This is a genomic window from Caballeronia sp. J97 (assembly GCF_905220305.1).
In the GTDB taxonomy this organism is placed as follows: domain Bacteria; phylum Pseudomonadota; class Gammaproteobacteria; order Burkholderiales; family Burkholderiaceae; genus Caballeronia.
Genome location: NZ_CAJMZL010000012.1, coordinates 1 through 16092, shown reverse-complemented (window position 1 = coordinate 16092; position 16092 = coordinate 1). Strand labels below are relative to the sequence as shown.

Annotated in this window: 17 protein-coding genes; 5 read left to right on the top strand and 12 right to left on the bottom strand. The window is 63.6% G+C overall.

From position 1 onward, the window contains the following. Positions 1 to 90: 90 nt before the first annotated feature. From U4Y90_RS16995 to U4Y90_RS16980, 4 genes are all read right to left on the bottom strand, one after another. On the bottom strand, positions 91 to 525 hold the full coding sequence (locus tag U4Y90_RS16995) for a biopolymer transporter ExbD (protein ID WP_321796182.1): 435 nt from the start codon (positions 523 to 525) through the stop codon (positions 91 to 93). A gap of 12 nt (positions 526 to 537) precedes the next feature. Then, positions 538 to 1203: a MotA/TolQ/ExbB proton channel family protein gene (locus U4Y90_RS16990; protein ID WP_321796180.1), complete on the bottom strand. Its 666-nt coding sequence runs from the start codon at positions 1201 to 1203 to the stop codon at positions 538 to 540. A gap of 15 nt (positions 1204 to 1218) precedes the next feature. Next, positions 1219 to 2016: a 4-hydroxy-tetrahydrodipicolinate reductase gene (gene dapB / locus U4Y90_RS16985; protein WP_321796178.1), complete on the bottom strand. Its 798-nt coding sequence runs from the start codon at positions 2014 to 2016 to the stop codon at positions 1219 to 1221. Positions 2017 to 2136: 120 nt separating this feature from the next. After that, positions 2137 to 2934 (bottom strand): outer membrane protein assembly factor BamE, encoded by a 798-nt coding sequence (locus tag U4Y90_RS16980; RefSeq protein ID WP_321796176.1) that lies wholly within the window; start codon positions 2932 to 2934, stop codon positions 2137 to 2139. Positions 2935 to 3109: 175 nt separating this feature from the next. On the opposite strand from U4Y90_RS16980, the gene fur reads away from it, so the two are divergent. Continuing rightward, a complete protein-coding gene (gene fur, locus U4Y90_RS16975) occupies positions 3110 to 3538 on the top strand; it encodes a ferric iron uptake transcriptional regulator (RefSeq protein WP_014192256.1) in 429 nt (142 codons plus the stop codon). A 142-nt stretch (positions 3539 to 3680) separates the two neighbouring features. On the opposite strand, the gene U4Y90_RS16970 is transcribed toward fur, so the two are convergent. From U4Y90_RS16970 to U4Y90_RS16960, 3 genes are read right to left on the bottom strand one after another with little or no spacing between them, the layout of a single operon-like run. Beyond that, complete coding sequence (locus tag U4Y90_RS16970; protein ID WP_321796173.1) at positions 3681 to 4190, bottom strand: ureidoglycolate lyase; 510 nt, start codon at positions 4188 to 4190, stop codon at positions 3681 to 3683. Next, positions 4187 to 5197 (bottom strand): allantoicase, encoded by a 1011-nt coding sequence (gene alc / locus U4Y90_RS16965; RefSeq protein ID WP_321796171.1) that lies wholly within the window; start codon positions 5195 to 5197, stop codon positions 4187 to 4189. The genes U4Y90_RS16970 and alc overlap by 4 nt, the downstream gene beginning before the upstream one ends. 25 nt (positions 5198 to 5222) lie before the next feature. Then, complete coding sequence (locus U4Y90_RS16960) at positions 5223 to 6554, bottom strand: C4-dicarboxylate transporter DctA (RefSeq protein WP_321796169.1); 1332 nt, start codon at positions 6552 to 6554, stop codon at positions 5223 to 5225. Between the two features lie 228 nt (positions 6555 to 6782). On the opposite strand from U4Y90_RS16960, the gene U4Y90_RS16955 reads away from it, so the two are divergent. After that, positions 6783 to 7475 carry a FadR/GntR family transcriptional regulator gene (locus U4Y90_RS16955; protein ID WP_321796168.1) on the top strand — a complete coding sequence of 231 codons (693 nt, stop codon included), beginning with the start codon at positions 6783 to 6785 and terminating at the stop codon, positions 7473 to 7475. A gap of 111 nt (positions 7476 to 7586) precedes the next feature. Next, the gene (locus tag U4Y90_RS16950; RefSeq protein WP_321796166.1) at positions 7587 to 7976 is read left to right on the top strand and encodes a hypothetical protein; all 390 of its coding nucleotides are present in this window, start codon (positions 7587 to 7589) and stop codon (positions 7974 to 7976) included. Between the two features lie 82 nt (positions 7977 to 8058). Here the strand turns inward: U4Y90_RS16950 and gap are convergent, their stop codons facing one another. Together gap and tkt are read right to left on the bottom strand one after the other, a co-directional pair. Continuing rightward, the gene (gap, locus tag U4Y90_RS16945; RefSeq protein ID WP_321796165.1) at positions 8059 to 9069 is read right to left on the bottom strand and encodes a type I glyceraldehyde-3-phosphate dehydrogenase; all 1011 of its coding nucleotides are present in this window, start codon (positions 9067 to 9069) and stop codon (positions 8059 to 8061) included. Between the two features lie 49 nt (positions 9070 to 9118). Beyond that, a complete protein-coding gene (gene tkt / locus U4Y90_RS16940) occupies positions 9119 to 11164 on the bottom strand; it encodes a transketolase (RefSeq protein ID WP_321796163.1) in 2046 nt (681 codons plus the stop codon). 467 nt (positions 11165 to 11631) lie between these two features. Between tkt and U4Y90_RS16935 the strand changes: the two genes are divergently transcribed. Further along, entirely contained in the window at positions 11632 to 12045 is a 414-nt protein-coding gene (locus U4Y90_RS16935) for a VOC family protein (protein ID WP_321796161.1), read from the top strand. Positions 12046 to 12108: 63 nt separating this feature from the next. After that, entirely contained in the window at positions 12109 to 12846 is a 738-nt protein-coding gene (locus tag U4Y90_RS16930) for a 16S rRNA (uracil(1498)-N(3))-methyltransferase (protein ID WP_321796160.1), read from the top strand. A gap of 118 nt (positions 12847 to 12964) precedes the next feature. On the opposite strand, the gene U4Y90_RS16925 is transcribed toward U4Y90_RS16930, so the two are convergent. From U4Y90_RS16925 to U4Y90_RS16915, 3 genes are all read right to left on the bottom strand, one after another. Beyond that, positions 12965 to 13528, bottom strand: a complete 564-nt coding sequence (locus U4Y90_RS16925; protein ID WP_321796435.1) for a barstar family protein — start codon at positions 13526 to 13528, stop codon at positions 12965 to 12967. 16 nt (positions 13529 to 13544) lie between these two features. Continuing rightward, the gene (locus U4Y90_RS16920) at positions 13545 to 14027 is read right to left on the bottom strand and encodes a ribonuclease (protein ID WP_321796158.1); all 483 of its coding nucleotides are present in this window, start codon (positions 14025 to 14027) and stop codon (positions 13545 to 13547) included. Between the two features lie 417 nt (positions 14028 to 14444). Beyond that, the coding region (locus tag U4Y90_RS16915) for a phosphate acyltransferase (RefSeq protein ID WP_321796157.1) at positions 14445 to 16092 on the bottom strand (1648 nt) is incomplete at its 5' end.

Below are 16092 nucleotides of genomic sequence, written 5' to 3'. Positions count from 1 at the left end.
GGCGTCGGAATTCGGGCCTGCTGGCTCCTGCAAGGCCCGCCGAACGGGGAAATCGCGATTATACCGTTCGCTGCGCGGCAACTCGCGCGCTTATTGCGCGAGCGCCTGCGGGCGCGCCGGCTGCGTGACGAAGCCGATGCGCTCGACACCTGCCTGCTGCGCCGCGCCCATCACCTGCGCGATGACCTCGTAGCGCGTCGCGCTCGATGCCCGCAGATGCAGTTCCGGCTTCTGCGCGCTCTTGCCCGCGTCGGCGAAACGCGCGCGCATCTGATCGAACGTGACGGGCGTGTCGTTCCAGAAGAGCTTGCCGGCGTCGTCGATGGAAAGCGTGATGGTTTGCGGCGTCTCGCGCGCGGGCTTCGACGCGACTTTCGGCAGATCCAGCCGGATCGCATGCGTGAAAAGCGGCGCGGTGATGATGAAAATGACCAGCAGAACGAGCATGACGTCGATGAGCGGCGTCATGTTGATGTCCGCCATCGGCGCGCCGTTGGATTTCTTGTCGAGTCCGCCGAAGGCCATCGCCGCGCGCGCCTATTCGGCCGGACCGCAGACGAACGTGTGCAGATCGTGCGCGAAGCCGTCGAGCTCCTCGGAAATCTGCCGCACGTAGCGGCCGAGAATGTTGTACGCCAGCACGGCGGGAATCGCGACGACGAGCCCGAACGCCGTCATGATGAGCGCCTCGCCGACCGGCCCGGCGACGTTTTCGATCATCGCCTGTCCGCTCGACGCGATGCTCGAAAGCGCGTGATAAATGCCCCACACGGTGCCGAGCAAGCCGACGAACGGCGCCGTGCTGCCCACCGACGCGAGCAAGACCTGCCCGAATTCGAGCCTGCGTTGCGAACGCAGCAACGCATGACGCAGCGCGCGCAGCACGCGCTCGCTGCGTTCGACGCGCGCAAGCATCGCGCCGGGCATTTCGGTTTCCGACGCGCGCCACGCGGCCTCGGCGAGCGGCAGAAACACACGCTCGCGATCGGCGCGCTGCAGTGCGCCGATGCCGTCTTTCAGACTTGCCGCCTGCCAGAAACGCTGCAATGCGCGCGGCCCTTGCCATTTGGCGCGCGCGAGAATCCACGCCTTCACGAGCAGAAAACACCAGCTCGCGAGCGACATCGCGAGCAGCAGGCCCGCGACCGCGTGCGTCACGGCATCGCCGGATTGCAGATAGTGAAGAACGCCTGTTGCCGCCATCGTCGAAGGAAATAATCAGCGCAGGCCGAGCACGTCCTGCATGTCGAAGAAGCCCTTGTCGTGCCCTTGCAGGAAGCGTGCGGCGCGCAGCGCGCCTTGCGCATAGGACAGACGGCTCGCCGACTTGTGCGTGATCTCGATGCGCTCGCCGATGCCCGCGAAGAGCACCGTGTGATCGCCGACGATATCGCCGCCGCGAATCGCGGAGAAGCCGATGGTCGACGGATCGCGCTCGCCCGTCACGCCTTCACGCGCATACACGGCGCAGTCCTTCAGGTCGCGGCCGAGCGCGCGGGCGATCACCTCGCCCATGCCGAGCGCGGTGCCCGACGGCGCATCGACCTTGTGACGGTGATGCGCCTCGATGATCTCGATGTCGTAGCCGGTGGCGAAGTGCTTCGCGGCGAATTCGAGCAGCTTCATCGTGACGTTCACGCCGACGCTCATGTTCGGCGCGAACACGACGCCGATCTTCTCGCCCGCCTGCTTCAGTTGCGCCTTCTGCTCGTCCGAGAAACCGGTCGTGCCGATGATCATCTTCACGTTGTGGCGCAGTGCGGCTTCGAGATGCGCCATCGTGCCTTCGGGGCGTGTGAAGTCGATCAGGTAATCGGCGTCGGCGAACACGCGCTCGATGTCGTCCGTCAGCAGCACGCCCGTGGTCTTGCCGAGGAACGCGCCCGCGTCCTGCCCGAGTTGCGGCACGCCGGGCCGGTCGAGCGCGCCGACCAGTTGCGCGTCGGAATCGTTGAGAACGGTTTCGATCAGCATCCGGCCCATGCGGCCCGATGCGCCGGCAATGGCGATCTTCATGGCAGTCTCGTGTTGAACCGCGCGCGGCACGCGCGGCGGATGATGCGGATTGGCTGTGCGGATGAAGCGGCGCGGCGACCCAACGCGCGGCGCGGCTTCACCCTCGAACGGCTGAACTGCTTACTGGCTCTGCTGCGGCAGATAGAACTGCGCCTGACCGCTCGCGTTGGCCGGCGTCGGCGACGAACCCGCCGGGCCTACCGCGCTGCTGTCCGGAATGTTGATCGTCTGCGGGCGGCGCTGCAATTGGATCTGCGAGTTGCTGCCAGAGTTGTTGGTGGAACCCGGCGCGCCCCCCGAACTCGTCGGCGCGCTGCTGAACGCCGAGGAGCGCTGACGCCCCGTCGGCATTTCGACTTGCGCCGTTGCGCGGTTAGCGGCCTGCGCGGCTTCCTGGTTCGCATCGCCGGCGAATGCGGCGGCCGCATTCGGTTGCGTCGACGGCTCGCCGACCGGCGCGGTCACCGCCGCAGTCGACGCTACCGGCGCCGACGCCGCGGGCGCGGCAGGCTTCGCGACCTTGACGCCCTTGTCACCGTCGATTTCCGCGAGCAACTCGAGGTTCGACGGGAGATTCTCGCCGCCCGACCAACTCACGACGCGATCGCTCGCGAAATTCACGACGAAGTCACGCTGCTGAACGATGGACGTCGACCCGCGCTTAAAGTAGAACACGTAGTCCCACCGATCGGCGTGGAACATGTCCGTCAGAAGCGGCGTGCCGAGGAGCTGCTTCACCTGATCGCGCGACATGCCGACCTGCATCTGCGCTGCCGCTTCTGCCGAAACGAAGTTGCCTTGCACGACCGTGATCCGATACGGTGTGATGCTTTGCGCGATCTTCTGCGTAGCGCTGTCGTACGCCGAGCAGCCGGCGAGCAATGCGGCCAAGGTTGCTGCTATCACGGTTCCCCGCATGCGACGGCTCTCCCTGCAATTCGATAAAGATTTGGAAAACATTTCACCTTTCACGCGAGGCGCTCCAAGGCCGCGCTCTTTTCGTCCTATTCGCCTTGTCACCGTTCGGGATGTCGGGAATCGAAAAAACGCATTACTATGAGAACCTTGAATTGTACTCTAGGGATGCCTAGCCATGACCAATCCCGCCGATCTCAAAAATATCGGGCTCAAGGCGACCCTGCCCCGCCTCAAGATTCTTGAAATTTTCCAGCATAGTCCGGTGCGCCATCTGACTGCCGAAGACGTGTATCGAAGCCTGCTCAACGAAGAGCTCGATATCGGTCTCGCGACGGTGTATCGCGTGCTCACGCAGTTCGAGCAGGCCGGCCTGCTGTCGCGTAGCAATTTCGAATCGGGCAAGGCCGTATTCGAGCTCAACGAGGGTTCGCATCACGATCACCTCGTGTGCATCGACTGCGGCCGCGTCGAAGAGTTCTTCGATGCGGAGATCGAACGCCGCCAGCAATCGATCGCGAAAGAGCGCGGCTTCAAGCTTCACGAGCATGCGCTCGCGCTGTATGGCACCTGCACGAAGGAAAACTGCCCGCACCGCAAGCACTGAGGTTCACGCGCCGGACTTCGGCGCGCGCATGACAAAACCGCCGTCCATCTCACGATGAACGGCGGTTTTGTTTCGCCTGCACGTTTTGCGATTTGCATCTGCGATCGATTCGCAGTTGCATTTCGATTTGCGTGACGTGAGATCAGGCGGCGCGCGCGGCGGCTTCGATCAGCGTGTATCGCTCGGGCAAATCGATCTCGTCGCAATTCGGCAAATCGCCGCCGCGATCGACGACGATGAAATCCCCCGCCCTGTCGAGCACGATCAACGGGTGATGCCACACGCCGCGGCCGTAGTTCACGCCTTGCCAGCCCCGTGCGTAGAACGCCCGCAGACCGGAAGCATCGAACTCGCCCGCGGGCGCCACGACCACGAGATAGCGCACGTCCGCGAGCGGCACGAAGGCCTGACTGCCGAGCGGATGCCGCTCCATCATCGAGATCACGACCGGCTGCGGACGCGGCTGGCCGCGAAACACATTGATGAGCGGCCGCCCGCCGCTCTCGAAGCCCACTTCCACGTTGGCGAGATCGTGGAAGCGCTCGGTCGTGCCCGCGTTGATCGGAAAGTGACGCGCGCCTTCGAGTTCGATCACGTCGCCGAACCGGGCGAAGGCTTCGCGCGTCAGCGGTTCGAGTGTCAGCGTCTTCATTCGATTTCTCCGAAGATGCGCAGCCGCGACACGCCGCCATCCGGATAGATGTTGAAGCGCACGTGCGTCACCGCCCCGAGCGCCGCGATCTCCTTCTCGAAGCGATGCACGCTGTCCATCGACAGCTTCTGTTCGTCGAGCAGGACGGGCCAGAACATCGCCTGCGTAACGAGCGATTCGTCCGTGCCGCCTTCCACCCGCGCCGCCTGCAGCGAACAGCGGTCCGGATAGTTGCCCTTGAAATGCGCCGTGTCCACTTCGATCGCGCGAATCACGCCCGGATTCGCCAGGGCGACGATCGCCCAGTCGTTGCCCGGCTCGCGTCGCCGGCGCGTTTCCCAGCCGTCGCCCATGTTCACGCCGCGTCCCGGCATCAGCATTTGCGAAGCCGGACCGAAGTGCTGATTGTTCGCCGCGACGAGATACGCACCGTTCTCGATGGCCGCGAGATCCAGCAGCGTGCCGCGCTCGACGCGCGAGAAATCTGTCTTCGGCTGGCCGTACACCCGCAACCGCGCGATGCCGCCATCGGGATAGATATTCACGCGCAGATGGGTGTAAGCGCGCGTGTCGGCGATCTCGAGATAGTGATGATGGTTGCCCTGCAGTGTCGTCGACGGCACGATCTCGCGCCAGTCGCCGTCTTCCTGGGGATTGCCGCTTTCGCTCGTGCACGCTTCGATCGACGCCGCCGGCGGGAAATTGCCGGTGAAGTGACTCGTGTCGATGTCGATGCCGTGAATCACGCCCGCGCGCGCCAGTTTGACGATGCAGTAGTCGTAGCCGGTCGTGCGCTTGCGGCGCGTCTCCCAGCCGTCCATCCACTTGCCATGCTCGTCGTACTTGCCGGGAATGAACACTGCCGGCTGCGGCTCGAGCATGCGCTCCTTCGGTGCGAAGAACTCGTCGGTGGCGAAGAGCGCCTGCGCGCCGAGCCGCGGGTCCGCGAGGTTCATGTAGCGGCGGGCGAATGCGGGAGCGTCGGCGTCGAGAATCGGGTTGGCCATTTCAAATTCCTTCGGTTGCGTTGAGTCAGATTGCGTGGGCGTGTTCGTTGCCGTGCGCGTCGTCGTGCGCCGACTGCGGCGCGGCGGGCACGAAGCGATATTCGGCATCCTGGTCGAGCACGCGCTTGGCGCGCGCCCGGTCGATGTCGTTCTCCCATACCGCGACGATCACCGTCGCCACGCAGTTGCCGATCAGATTGGTCACCGCACGGGCGATGCCGACGAACCAGTCCACCGGCAGGATCAGCACGAGGCCGAGCACGGGAATCGCGGGAATGGCGGAGAGCGTCGCGGCGAGAATCACGATGGCCGAGCCGGGAATGCCGTGCGCGCCCTTCGACGTCACCAGCGACACGAGCACGACGACGATCAGGTCATGCAGCGACAGCGGCGTGTTGGTCGCCTGGGCGATGAAAATCACCGCGAGCGTGAGATAGATCGAAAAGCCGTCGAGGTTGAACGAATAGCCGGTCGGAATCACGAGACCGACGGTCGAATCCTTCACGCCCATCCATTCGAGCTTGCGCATGATTTGCGGCAGCACGGCGTCCGACGACGCGGTGCCGAGCACGATCGACAGTTCTTCGCGCAAATACCGCACGAGCTTGAAGATCGAGAAGCCCGCGAGGCGCATCACGACGCCCAGCACGACGAACACGAACAGGAAGCAGCTCGCATAGAAGACGACCACGAGCAGACCGAGCTGCTTGAGCGACGCGACGCCGTACTGGCCGGTCGTGAACGCGATCGCGCCGAGCACGCCGAGCGGCGCGAGCTTGATGATGAACGCCATGATGCGGAAGAACACGTGCGACAGTTCGTCGATGAAGACCGTCACGCGTTGCGCCTTGTCGCCGAGCATCGAGAGCGCCGAGCCGAACAGGATGGCGAACACGAGCACCTGCAGGATGTCGCCTTTCGCGAAGGCGTCGACCGCGGTATCGGGGATGATCTTCAGCAGAAAGCCCGCGGTGTCCTTCAGGCTCTTCGCGTGCTCCGTGTAGGTCGAGAGAGAAGCGGCGTTGAGCGTATGCAGGTCGATGTTCATGCCGACACCCGGGCGCGTGACCCACGCGAGAATCGCGCCGATCACCAACGCGAGCGTGGTCATGATCTCGAAGTAGACGACCGCCTTCAGCCCGACGCGGCCCACTTTCTTCAGATCGCCCGCGCTCGCCATGCCGCTAACGACGACGCAGAACACGATCGGCCCGATCACCATCTTGATGAGCTTCAGAAAGCCGTCGCCCAGAGGCCGCAACGACTGCCCGAAATGCGGAAATAGCGCGCCCACCACGACGCCGATGACCAGCGCGATCATCACCCTGCCGAACAGCGAATTCAGAAATCTCGACACGACCGTCTCCTCGTGTAATGTTTCAAGAACCGAGCAACTGTTCCGACTGGTCGGACCAGTGCTGTGATGGGGAATATTAGAAAACCGATATAGCGCCGTCAAGAAAGCGTTCGTAGCGGTTTACCCTGTTCGAGGCGGGCACGAAATTGGACGGAAAACTGAGCTTCACACGGGCGTTCGGCCCGCGCATACAATGGCGGTCAGACCGGCCAATACTGTTTTCTTCTTATGAAAAACGTCCCGCACACTGTGACCGACGCCGCGATCGCGACCATTCGAGAACGCATCGAATCGAGCATGTATCCGGTCGGGAGCCTGCTGCCGGCGCAGCGGCAATTATCCGAAGAATTGGCGATCAGCCGGGCGTCGCTGCGCGAGGCGCTCTCGACACTCGAAGCACTCGGCATGCTGCACATCCGCCCGGGCAAGGGGGTGTATGTCAACAGCGCGCAGGCGAGCACCGCGCATCCGTGGCGTTTCGCGGATCAGGCGTCGCTGCCTGACACGTATCAGATGCGCTTCGCGCTGGAAGGATTCGTCGCACGCCTGGCGGCCCATTCGATCGGCGATGCGGATATCGACTGGCTCGACGACAATCTCGACTCGCTCCACGCGGCGCTGACGGAATCGGCGCTCGAGGAAGCGGCGCAGCTCGACTTTGCGTTCCATATGCGCATCGTGAGTCTCGCGGGCAACGCGGCGATCGAATCAATCCTGCGCGGCAGCGCCGACATCATGAAGGAAAGCCAGCGTCTGCCGTTTTATCGGCGTGAACTGGTGTTGTCGACGTATCACGAGCACGCGGTGATCATCGAGGCGTTGAAGGCGCGCGACGGCGAAAAGGCCGGCCGCGCGATCGAAGGTCACATCGTCAATGCGGCGCAGCGCGCGGGCGTGCATTTTCCGATCCCGAACAAGTAAAGTCCGGCACTTCTCGAATCGTTCGCAGTCTCAGCAAGGGCCGTGCGTGATGGAGATTTCTATCCGCTTGCGCTGCCCTGCAATCAGCGAACATCAAGAGGAGCAGCGTCGATGGACATGCAACAACTCGTTTCGGAATTTCTATCGTCGGAGCACGGCGCGCAAGCGACGCAGGCACTGACCGATCAGGGCTTCACCCCCGAAGATAGTCAACAGATGCTCAGCACCGCCGCGGAGACGGCGCACGCGCATGCCGAAGAGCAGAACCAGGGCTTGCTCGGCGATCACCCCGGCAAGAGCTTTTTCGCCGCGTTCGCCGCGGGTCTCGTTCGAGGCGACGGTTTTCTGAAATCGATGGAAGAAGGCGGCGAAGGCATCCTCACCGGACGCATCGCCGAATCGATCGCCGCGCGCATGGGCATGGACCCCGCCACCGCATCGACGGTCGCGGCGGCGGCTACGCCTTACGTCGTTTCGTTCCTGCGCGAAAAGCTCGCGTAAGACAAACCGAAGCACCAAAAAACAAAGCCGCTCCGAGGAGCGGCTTTGTTCATTTCGAGAGGCGCCTGAAACTTATTTCGCCTTACTTGGCATTGGCGAGGGCCACGGCCGTGTCCAGCATGCGGTTCGAGAAGCCCCACTCGTTGTCGTACCAGCTCGACACCTTCACGAGACGGCCCGACACCTTGGTGAGCGTCGAATCGAACGTCGACGAAGCCGGGTTGTGGTTGTAGTCGATCGACACGAGCGGCGCGTCGTTGTAGCCGAGCACGCCCTTCAGCTCGCCCTGCGACGCTTCCTTCATGATCTTGTTGATTTCTTCCACGGTCGTGTCGCGCGCGGCGATGAACGACAGATCGACAACCGACACGTTGATCGTCGGGACACGGATCGCGTAGCCATCCAGCTTGCCGTTCAGTTCCGGCAGCACGAGGCCGACTGCCGATGCAGCGCCGGTCTTCGTCGGAATCTGGCTGTGCGTGGCCGAGCGCGCGCGGCGCAGGTCTTCGTGATACACGTCCGTCAGAACCTGGTCGTTCGTGTATGCGTGGATCGTGGTCATCAGACCATTCACCAGACCGATCTTGTCGTTCAGCGGCTTGACGAGCGGAGCCAGACAGTTCGTCGTGCACGATGCGTTCGAGATGACCGTGTCCGACGCCTTCAGCACATTGTGGTTCACGCCGTACACGATGGTCGCGTCCACGTCCTTGCCGCCCGGCGCCGAAATGATCACCTTCTTCGCGCCGCCCTTGATGTGCGCGCTCGCCTTTTCCTTCGTCGTGAAGAAGCCCGTGCACTCCATCACCACGTCGACCTTCAGCTCGCCCCACGGCAGTTCGGCCGGGTTGCGGTTCGCCAGCACGCGGATCTTGTCGCCGTTGACGACGAGGTAATCGCCGTCCACCGACACTTCGCCCGGGAACTTGCCGTGCGCCGTGTCGTATTGCGTCAGGTGCGCGTTGGTCTTGGCATCGCCCAAGTCGTTGATGGCGACGATCTCGATATCGTGCTTCTTGCCGTTCTCATAGAGGGCGCGCAGCGTGTTGCGGCCGATCCGGCCGTAGCCGTTGATTGCAACGCGAATCGTCATGGTCTATCTCCTGTGGCTAAAAAAAACCTTGCTTCGCTGACGTCAGTCCTTACGCGGCGAGAACGGCCTTCGCCGTCTTGACGACGTTCTCAACCGTGAAGCCGAAGTGCTTGAACAGCGCGCCTGCCGGGGCCGACTCGCCGAACGTGTCGATGCCGACCACGCCGCCTTCGAGGCCCACATACTTGCGCCAGAAATCCGTCACGCCCGCCTCGATCGCCACGCGCGCCACGCCCTTGGGCAATACGCGCTCGCGGTACTCGGCGTCCTGCTTGTCGAACACGTTCGTGCAGGGCATCGACACGACGCGTGCGCCGATGCCTTCCTTCGCCAGCGCCTCGATCGCTTCCATTGCGAGCTGCACTTCCGAGCCCGTTGCGATGAGGATGATCTTGCGCGCGGGGATGTCGTCGTTCCAGTCGCGCAGCACATAGCCGCCCTTCGCGATATTGGCGATCTGGATATCGTTGCGCGTCGAGAATTGCAGATTCTGACGGCTGAAGATCAGCGTCGACGGACCGTGATGCGCAATCGCGTGCGTCCATGCGACGGCCGTTTCGACCGTATCGGCCGGACGCCACGTCTGCAGGTTCGGGATCAGGCGCAGGCTCGACACGTGCTCGATCGACTGGTGCGTCGGGCCGTCTTCACCGAGGCCGATGGAATCGTGCGTGAACACGAAGATCGAGCGCGACTTCATCAGCGCGGCGACGCGCAGCGCGTTGCGGCTGTAATCGGAGAACGTGAGGAACGTGCCGCCGAACGGACGATAGCCGCCGTGCAGCGCGATGCCGTTGATGGCCGCGCTCATGCCGAACTCGCGCACGCCGTAGTTGATGTGATTGCCCCACTGGATGCCCGAGGGATTTGCGTTTTCCGCATCTCCGGCAGCGCGAACGGCCTTCGACGCCTTCCAGTTGGTCAGATTCGAACCCGTCAGATCAGCCGAGCCGCCGAGCAGTTCCGGCAACGCCGCCGCCAGCCCTTCGATGGTGTTCTGCGATGCCTTGCGCGTCGCGACGGTTTCGGCCTTCTGATTTGCGTCCTCGATGATCTTCGCGGCGCTTTCCGCCCAGTTCGCCGGCAATTCGCCGCTCATGCGGCGCGCGAATTCGGCGCCTTCGCTCGCGTACTTCGCGCGGTAGGCATCGAACGCCTTGTTCCACTCGGCTTCGGCGTGCGTGCCTTGTTCCTTCGCGTCCCACGCCGCGTACACTTCCTGCGGAATTTCGAACGGACCATAGTTCCAGCCGATGGCCGCGCGCGTCGCCGCGATTTCCTTGTCGCCGAGCGGCGCGCCGTGCGCGTCGTGACCGCCCGCCTTCGTCGGCGCGCCCTTGCCGATCACCGTGCGGCAGCAGATCAGCGTCGGCTTGTCCGACTTCTTGGCAGCGGCGATGGCTGCGTCGACTGCGTCGACGTTGTGGCCGTCCACCGCGCGGATCACGTTCCAGCCGTATGCTTCGAAGCGCTTCGGCGTGTCGTCGTGGAACCAGTGCTCGACGTGCCCGTCGATCGAAATGCCGTTGTCGTCGTACAGCGCGATCAGCTTATTCAGCTTGAGCGTTCCCGCGAGCGAACAGGCTTCGTGCGAAATGCCTTCCATCAGGCAGCCGTCGCCGAGAAACACATACGTGTAGTGATCGACGATCTTCGCGTCGGCCTTGTTGAATTCGGCGGCGAGCAGCGCTTCGGCGAGCGCCATGCCGACCGCATTGCCGACACCTTGGCCGAGCGGGCCGGTGGTCGTCTCGACGCCCGGCGTCATGCCGACTTCCGGGTGGCCCGGCGTCTTCGAATGCAGCTGGCGGAAGTTCTTGAGTTCGCTCAGCGGCAGGTCGTAGCCGGTGAGATGCAGGAGCGAGTACAGCAGCATCGAGCCGTGACCGTTCGACAAAACGAAACGGTCGCGATCGAACCAGTGCGGGTTCGTCGGATTGTGCTTCAGATGGCGCGACCACAGCGCGACGCCGATTTCGGCCATGCCCATCGGCATGCCGGGGTGACCGGAATTGGCTTGTTGAACGGCGTCCATGGCAAGCGCGCGGATTGCGTTGGCCATGGGGGCGGTCTGGCTGGAGGTCGGGGTCGTCATGTCGAGTCTGGGGCAGGTCCTGAAATGATCCGCGGTGCTTCTCTTGCAGTACTTCTCACTCGAGCCGGACCCGCGGGACACAACGTTTTCAGGACCGGAGCGACGAGAAACGACGAGGATCGGGAGGCCGTCATTCTAACAGACCGGTCCGATTGACACGCGCCTGTAAGGAGCGAGTCCGCTGCGGCCAGGCGTCCCGGACGCGGGCATGTTCCGTGCAATTCACGCGTCGGCGATCTGCGGGAACCGCGCCGCGCCGCGTGCGTCGCAATCGGTACCACAGTGTCACGACAGCGTGACAACCCTCGACGTTACACGGTATCGCGCGCCGGCAACGGACGTTCATCCGTCGAAATCCGTCCGGCGCGCGGCCTTTTTTGCAAGTTTCTTGCCGGCCCATTGTTCGTACGGCTTCATGGCAAAATGTTCCCCACTGTGCAGCAGCAAGGCTTCAAGGAGTGCTTTCGATGACCGACCCTCGCCCAGCCGACGTGCCCTGGTTGACTCCGTACCTCACCGTGCGCGACGCGCGCGTGAGCATCGCGTTCTATGAAAAGGCGCTGGGCTTCGCGGTGCGCGACAGCGTGAACGACGACGGCACGATCATCCACGTCGAGATGATGTATCGCGGACAGTTGATCGTGATGTTCGCGCCCGAAGGCGCCTACGGCTCACAGGCGCGCACGCCGAAGAGCGCGGGGCAGATGGCGCCGCAGTCGTTCTATCTGTATGTCGACGACGTCGACACCGCTTTCCAGCAGGCGCTCGCGGTCGGCGCGAAGGCGCTCATCGAGCCGCAGGACCAGTTCTGGGGCGACCGCTTCGCGCAGTTCGAGGACCCGGACGGTTATCGCTGGGCAATCGCGCGGCATCTGCGCTGACGCGCAGCATCGCCGTCAGGCATCACCACTATCCGCGGACAGAACGTTCGCGATCGACCATTCATGCCACGTTTTCATGTCGACGGCCCGCTTCGCGTGGGCCAAACCCTTCCCCTCCCCGATGACGTCGTGCGTCACGTGCACGTTTTACGCCTCCAAACAGGCGATGCGATCACGCTGTTCGACGGCCGCGGCGGCGAATATCGCGGCGAACTCGTCGACATCGCCAAACGTGCCGCGACCGCGCGCATCGACGAGCACAGCGAGCGCGAAGCCGAGCCGCCTTATCGCGTGACGGTCGCGCAAGGGGTGGCCGGCGGCGACAAGATGGACTGGCTCATCGAGAAGGCCGTGGAGCTCGGCGTGTCGGGCATTGCGCCGATCACGGCCGAGCGCGGCGTCGTGCGTCTCGCCGGCGACCGCGCGCTGAAGCGGCAAGCGCACTGGCAGGCGCTCACGCGCGCGGCATGCGAGCAATGCGGACGCAATCGCGTGCCCGAGGTCGCACCACCGCGCGATCTCGACGCGTGGCTCGCCGATCTGCCCGCCGCCGCCGATGGCGAGCTACGGCTGCTTCTTTCGCCTCGCGCCGAAGTGAGCTTCGCGTCGCTGCCCGTCGATCCGCCGGCGCACCCCGTCACCTTGCTGATCGGACCGGAGGCGGGTTTCTCGCCCGCCGAAGAAAGCGCAATCATCGATGCGGGGTTTGCAGCACTCGGGCTCGGCCCGCGCGTGCTGCGCACGGAGACGGCCGGCATCGCGGTGCTCGCGGCGCTGGCTGCGCGCTGGGGCGGCTGGTAACGCCCGCAGATCAGTCAGCGAACACGAACGAAAACAGCCCGATTAACGCGCCTTCCGGACACGCACATCGGGCTGTTGCTGATCTTGACTGACCCGGCTTCGCGCGGGCCGCGCTGATTCAAACGAACGAGTAGAACACGCGGAAGGCCACCTTTCTCTCTCCCCAGAATTCCGCCGCGTCGCGGAATACGTCGAGCAACACCTCGCGGCCTTCCTTGTCGAATTTCTGCGCGATCGGCAGTTGTTCGAGCACGATCACAAAGCCCGGTTGCGAGCCCGCCTTATGGACGAGATCGGTGAGCGAATCGTAGAGCGCGTCGTAGTTCTTGCCAAAGTGCTTGGGAAACAGAAACGACGTGGCGATGGTCTCGAGCACTTCCTGCTTGCTCTGCGCCTGGCCGAGATAGGCGTAGAGAAAATGCTGGCCCAGACGATTGGCCTCGTCGGCGAGCTCCTGCACGCGAAAAGCGCGGATCGACTGCACGATGTTCGGCCTCACGGTGGCGAACAGCGCTTCCGGATCCTCTTGCGGGTGCAGCTCCTCGGGCCTGGTCTCGTCGTCGGGTCTGTTGTCGTGTTCTGTCATGCGTAGCCGCAATACTCGCTGAAACAGGTTGCCATCGCCGGTGGCGAAAAGATCACTCGCGACGCTGTGGTCGTGCGCGTAGATGTTGTCGCTCATGCCGTTAATCCCGTGGTTAGTCCGCAATGCGTTTGAAACTGGCGTAATGATCGTCCGTGTAGTAGCAGTCGCCAAGCTGCTTCTTCGGGCCGCCGCACACGATCCGGCGCGCGCCGCGATCCCTCGCGCGAGGCGTGGGAACGGTGTATTCGTGGTAGTAGCCGCGCGCTTGCCGCGGTAGCAGACGCTCGCGATTGCCGAACACGACGCCGTCCTTCTCGAAAGGGAAAGGGCCGCCCGCTTCGATCAGCCGCAGTGTCGCGACCGCCTGCCTGGGCAGTTGCGCAATGTGGACGGTGGCCAGCCCGTCGCGCGCCTGCCCGCCGGTCGCGTCGCGCGGACGCATCTGCGCCTCGCGGACCGGTTCCGCCGGCAAGACCGGCGCGGGACTCGCCGAAGCAACCGTTTCCTGAACGCCGCCTCGAGGTTCATCCTTGCCACACGCGCCCAGCAGGACGCAAAAGGCGACGAAAAAGGAGAAAGCGCTCGCGCGTGTCACCGGGCGGTTGTCCTCGCGTTACACCAGAATTCGACGACCATGAAAGATGTAAGGGTATCGCTAATGACAGGGCGAAGCAACGTTCGGCGGAAAATCGGAAATTTTTTCTCAGTCTGTCGAAAACGAGCAAATTCCGATACGACTATGATCTGATGAATTAGCCTTAATCTGAGGGATTTTTATCTCGCACGGGATAATAATTGGCTCGTGGGATCTCGAAGCCTCTGGACCAGCCGCCTCACTGGTCGCCAGCTTCACGGCATCGCGCTCGCCGGCGATCCTGCGTTTTGCGGGTAAAAGCAGACATTCCTTCTTGCTTTTTCTCGGGCGTGCCGTGTACCCACGGCACGCTTTTTTTTTGCGCAAAAAAAACGCGGCGGAAACCGCCGCGTTTCAGCGTGACCCGGAAAGCCGCGATCAGCGCGCCGCCGACGCATCCGCCACCAGCAACGCCGTCATGTTGACGATGCGCCGCACCGTCGCCGACGACGTCAGCACGTGAACCGGCTTCGCCGCGCCGAGCAGGATCGGCCCGATCGCGATGCCGCTTCCCGCCGCCGTCTTCAGCAGGTTGTACGAGATGTTCGCCGCATCGATGTTCGGCAGGATCAGCAGGTTCGCGTCGCCTTCCAGCGTCGATTCGGGCAGCACTTCCTTGCGAAGCCGCGAATCGAGCGCGACGTCCCCGTGCATTTCGCCGTCCACGTCGAGATCGGGCGCGCGCTCCTTCAGGATCGCGAGCACGTCGCGCATCTTCTGCGCGGTCGGCGCGTTGCTCGTGCCGAAGTTCGAGTGCGACAACAGCGCGATCTTCGGCGCGATGCCGAAGCGCTTCACCTCTTCGGCCGCCAGCATCGTGATTTCGGCGAGCTGCTCGGGCGTCGGATCGACGTTCACGTGCGTATCGACGAGGAAAATCTGACGCCCCGGCAATACGAGCGCGTTCATCGCCGCGTAGACCTTCGCGCCTTCCTTCTTGCCGATCACCTGATCGATGAAGTGCAGATGACGATGCGTCGTGCTCACCGTGCCGCAGATCATGCCGTCGGCCTCGCCCTTCTGCACCAGCATCGCGCCGATCAGCGTCGTGCGGCGGCGCATTTCGAGCTTCGCCATCTGCTGGCTGATGCCCTTGCGCGCCATCATCTTCGCGTACGACTGCCAGAAATCGCGATAGCGCTCGTCGTGATCCGTGTCGACCACGCTGAAATCGACGCCCGGCGCGAGACGCAGGCCGAACTTCTGGATGCGCTGCTGAATCACCGCCGGACGGCCGATGAGAATCGGCTTCGCGATCTTTTCATCGACGGCGATCTGCACCGCGCGCAGCACGCGCTCCTCCTCGCCTTCCGCGAACACGATGCGCTTCTTCTCCGGCTCCACGCTGCGCGCGAGCTGGAACACGGGCTTCATCGTCGTGCCGCTGTGGTAGACGAACTGCTGCAGATGCTGCTCGTAGGCCTCCATGTCCTCGATCGGACGCGTGGCCACGCCGCAATCCATCGCGGCCTTCGCGACGGCCGGCGCGATCTTCACGATCAGGCGCGGATCGAAGGGCTTCGGAATCAGATATTCCGGGCCGAACGACAAATCCTGAATGCCGTAAGCGGTGGCGACGATATCGCTCTGCTCCTGACGCGCGAGTTCAGCGATCGCATTAACCGCCGCGATTTCCATTTCCTTTGTGATGACGGTCGCGCCCACGTCGAGCGCGCCACGGAAGATGAACGGAAAGCACAGGACGTTGTTGACCTGGTTCGGGTAGTCCGTGCGACCGGTGGCGAGCACGGCGTCGGGACGCACTTCGAGCGCGAGCTCCGGCAGGATTTCCGGCGTCGGATTCGCGAGCGCGAGAATCAGCGGCTTCGCGGCCATTTGCTTGACCATGTCCTGCTTGAGCACGCCGCCCGCGGACAAACCGAGGAACACGTCCGCGCCTTCCATCACTTCGGCGAGCGTGCGCGCGTTGGTCTCGCGCGCGAACAACTCCTTGTCCGGGTCCATCAGTTCCGCGCGGCCCTTGTAGACCACGCCGGCCAGATCCGTCACGAAGATGTTTTCGCGC

Bases quoted from the DNA above. Each gene is read 5' to 3' on its own strand.
- U4Y90_RS16995 (WP_321796182.1), bottom strand. From the start codon at position 525: ATGGCCTTCGGCGGACTCGACAAGAAATCCAACGGCGCGCCGATGGCG.
- U4Y90_RS16990 (WP_321796180.1), bottom strand. From the start codon at position 1,203: ATGGCGGCAACAGGCGTTCTTCACTATCTGCAATCCGGCGATGCCGTG.
- dapB (WP_321796178.1), bottom strand. From the start codon at position 2,016: ATGAAGATCGCCATTGCCGGCGCATCGGGCCGCATGGGCCGGATGCTG.
- U4Y90_RS16980 (WP_321796176.1), bottom strand. From the start codon at position 2,934: ATGCGGGGAACCGTGATAGCAGCAACCTTGGCCGCATTGCTCGCCGGC.
- fur (WP_014192256.1), top strand. From the start codon at position 3,110: ATGACCAATCCCGCCGATCTCAAAAATATCGGGCTCAAGGCGACCCTG.
- U4Y90_RS16970 (WP_321796173.1), bottom strand. From the start codon at position 4,190: ATGAAGACGCTGACACTCGAACCGCTGACGCGCGAAGCCTTCGCCCGG.
- alc (WP_321796171.1), bottom strand. From the start codon at position 5,197: ATGGCCAACCCGATTCTCGACGCCGACGCTCCCGCATTCGCCCGCCGC.
- U4Y90_RS16955 (WP_321796168.1), top strand. From the start codon at position 6,783: ATGAAAAACGTCCCGCACACTGTGACCGACGCCGCGATCGCGACCATT.
- U4Y90_RS16950 (WP_321796166.1), top strand. From the start codon at position 7,587: ATGGACATGCAACAACTCGTTTCGGAATTTCTATCGTCGGAGCACGGC.
- gap (WP_321796165.1), bottom strand. From the start codon at position 9,069: ATGACGATTCGCGTTGCAATCAACGGCTACGGCCGGATCGGCCGCAAC.
- tkt (WP_321796163.1), bottom strand. From the start codon at position 11,164: ATGACGACCCCGACCTCCAGCCAGACCGCCCCCATGGCCAACGCAATC.
- U4Y90_RS16935 (WP_321796161.1), top strand. From the start codon at position 11,632: ATGACCGACCCTCGCCCAGCCGACGTGCCCTGGTTGACTCCGTACCTC.
- U4Y90_RS16930 (WP_321796160.1), top strand. From the start codon at position 12,109: ATGCCACGTTTTCATGTCGACGGCCCGCTTCGCGTGGGCCAAACCCTT.
- U4Y90_RS16925 (WP_321796435.1), bottom strand. From the start codon at position 13,528: ATGAGCGACAACATCTACGCGCACGACCACAGCGTCGCGAGTGATCTT.